At 36.6% G+C, this 1948-nt stretch carries 2 protein-coding genes; both read right to left on the minus strand.

From position 1 onward, the window contains the following. A partial coding sequence (locus NTU89_04470) for a hypothetical protein (GenBank protein ID MCX5923783.1) occupies nucleotides 1–265 on the minus strand: 265 nt, incomplete at its 3' end. A 26-nt stretch (nucleotides 266–291) separates the two neighbouring features. Beyond that, a partial coding sequence (locus NTU89_04475) for an ATP-dependent RecD-like DNA helicase (GenBank protein ID MCX5923784.1) occupies nucleotides 292–1948 on the minus strand: 1657 nt, incomplete at its 5' end.

Below are 1948 nucleotides of genomic sequence, written 5' to 3' on the forward strand. Positions count from 1 at the left end.
ACTTTTGTCCGGTGACTGAAATTATTAATTCACCATCAATTTCAATGATCATGTACTTATGCCAGGTGTATGATGCTGTTTGAACAATTGATGTTATGGTGCAGTTGCCGTCAGGTTTAACGGCAAAAGCTAAATCACCTACACGGAGTTGCTCAATTGGTTTATACCCACCAGGAATTTTAACTTGTGTGCCTGCTGGAAATCCAGAAAACATAAACGAGCAGCTTGCTAGAATGATTGCGTATAAGCTTATTTTGAATTTCATAACGTGTGAATTTTTAAGAAATTGGCTTACCTGCATGAAATATTATCAGTCAAAAACTGAGTTAAAAAAGTCACTCGTTTTTCCTGTTTGTTATTGTTAACGCCCATAGCAATTGCCTTAGTTTGGCCTACAAAAATACATAGTTTTTTGGCGCGAGTGATAGCTGTGTAGAGTAAATTTCTTTGAAGCAGCATGAAATGTTGCATGAAAATAGGAATTATGACGGCATCATATTCAGAGCCTTGGCTTTTGTGAATTGTTATCGCGTAGGAAAGAACTAATTCATTAAGTTCATCAAAGCCATAAGGAATTAATTGCTCGTCAAAGTTAACAATCATGATTTTTTCTTCATGGTCAATATCATGAACCATGCCAATATCTCCATTAAAAACTTTTTTATCATAATTATTTTTAATCTGCATAACGCGATCATATTGCTTGTAGGTTGTGCCAATGTATGTTACCTGGCAACTAGTTTGAGCTGGATTTAAAAATTGCTGTAAATCATGGTTAAGCTTTTGTGTTCCGGTCGCGCCACGGTTCATCGGTGTTAAAATGGTAACATTTTTTTGATCAATCCCGTGGGACTTTACAATTGTTTGTAAAATTCTTTGAATCACCGGGAAGCAGTTTTCAGCCTCTTCTTCTTTAATCAAATAAAAATCTTTTTTGCAGTTCTCAATCGATCCGCTCGGAAACTCGCCTTGGTTAATTTTATGAGCGTTTTGAATGATCATGCTGTTTTGTGCTTGTCTAAAAATATGGTTAAGCCGCGTGCACGGTATTTTATTGCTGTTTATTAAATCTTTTAAAATAGCTCCAGGCCCAACTGATGGCAGCTGATCAATGTCACCAATTAAAACAAGGTGTGTGCTTAAAGAAAGAGCTTTTGTTACTCCATGAGCTAAGAAAACATCAATCATAGATGATTCATCGACAATTAAAAAATCAGTTTGCAGGGCATTTTTATCATCATGCGTAAATCTCATGATTGAAGGATCAAATTCTAAAAGTCGATGCAAAGTCATTGCTGGTCTGCGAGTTCCCTCCATCAATCTTTTTGCAGCTCGTCCCGTTGGTGCAGCAAGCTTGTAGGTAAGGTGCTGCTCTTCTAAAATTTTTATTAAAGCTTTTACTAGAGTTGTTTTTCCAGTTCCAGGGCCACCGGTGATGATGGACACTTTTGATGCAAAGCAGGCAATGATACCGTTTTGCTGATCTTCATTTAATTCAATATCCATTGCTTTTTGTAATGAGTCATACACGCTTTTTGGTGTTAAGTTATGTTTGATTGGAGCCAAAAGCATTTGTGATATTTTATTTGCCACACCTTTTTCAGATGAGTATAAAGCACTCAGGCCAACAAAGTGTTTTTCTTGGTATGTTATTAATTTTATTTTGTCATTGTTATAAAGATTGCTCAGAGATGATTTCATTTGCGCGCTGTGTAGCTCAGGATCGATTTCAAGAAGCTGAAATGCTTTTTGCTTCAAAGTGTCTACTTCTTGGTATACGTGGCCGTTAGATGATTCTTGCTTGAGAGTAAAAGAAACACCTGCTTGTATTCTTTGTACGGACCCAGTTGCAAAACCCATATTTTGTGCAATTTTATCAGCGGTTTTAAATCCAATGCCCCAAATATCTTCGGTTAGCTGGTATGGATCTTGTGTTAGTTTTGCAATA

Source organism: Candidatus Dependentiae bacterium, assembly GCA_026389065.1.
Taxonomy (GTDB): Bacteria; Babelota; Babeliae; order Babelales; family Chromulinivoraceae; genus JACPFN01.